This is a genomic window from Spiroplasma endosymbiont of Lariophagus distinguendus, assembly GCF_023846195.1.
Taxonomy (GTDB): domain Bacteria; phylum Bacillota_I; class Bacilli_A; order Mycoplasmatales; family VBWQ01; genus Spiroplasma_E.
The window spans coordinates 1-1,209 of the sequence record NZ_JALMUW010000118.1; the positions used below are offsets into that span (position 1 = coordinate 1).

1 protein-coding gene is annotated in these 1,209 nt (G+C 19.6%); it reads left to right on the forward strand.

The window, feature by feature from the left end; all coding sequences use genetic code 4:
- Positions 1–964, forward strand: a 964-nt coding sequence (locus M0D11_RS05970) for a hypothetical protein (protein WP_252320988.1), incomplete at its 5' end; no start/stop codon positions are given.
- Positions 965–1,209: the final 245 nt, after the last annotated feature.

Here is a 1,209-nt window from a genome sequence, read left to right on the forward strand (position 1 = left end):
TACATTTTATAGTGATAATCCTTATACTTATCAAGGTGATTATAATGAAATATCAGTTGCACAATATAGATATAATAATGGTGCTTTAACTGGAAATACTTTTAATTGAACAACACAATATAAATTAAATCATGATGAATATGAAGAAAGTGAAGAAACAACATTCAGTTATCCAGCAAATATATTACCACCCGACCCACTAAATATTGCTAAAACAATAATTATTAATCCAGATTTAAAAATAGAAATGACGACAGATGATGTATCATTAATTGATACAAGTTCGGTATCATATAAACCTAATTTTAATGTTTGACTTACTAACAATTCAAATAAATTAGATAATTATGAAGTTGATTTAAAATCACTATTAGACCCAACTTTATTAATTAATACTTTTAATGATTTAAAAAGATATTATAAATCAATAACTATTTATTACGATTATGTTATTGAAACAAAGGAAGAAATAAAAAATTCTCATGATAATAAATTAGTAGTATATTCTACAAATGAAACTTTTAGACCAGCAAAAAGTGAAGATACAAGTATAACTATTGATTTAAAAGATTTAATATTAAGTAATAATAATCCAACAATTAATGAATATAAACAAGAATTTTTACATCCAAATGATAATAATGATGAAAATGGATTAGCATATATTTATACTTATAGTAATAATAATTCAATGCCATATAATTTAACTGGTTATGAATTTAATTTATCAGTACATTTTGGAAGTTTAGGAAGAACAGTAAATAAAAATTATGAAACAAATTCATGTATTGCAATGAGTATTGTTGATAATAAACATCTAAAATGAAATTTTTATTTACAAGCAAATTTAGGTAAAATTGAATGTATAAATGATTGAAAAAACAATTTAATATATACACATGGAAAAAGATATATAAGTAATATTAAAACTAATATTTATAAAATAATTTTAAATTCAAGATAAAAATTATTTTATATGTTAAAATAATTATGTTTATGATAAATGTTTTTATGGAGTACTATTATATGAAAAATATTTTAAAAAAAATAAAATTTAAAGAAAAAAAACATGATTAATAGTTATTAGTTTTATTTATTTAATTATATCAATTTATTATTTAGGAACATTAATTTATTGAGATAAATTTTATGATAATGTAAGTATTATTACTGATGATATGAGAAAATATTTCAGTAGTGGTAGAGGTA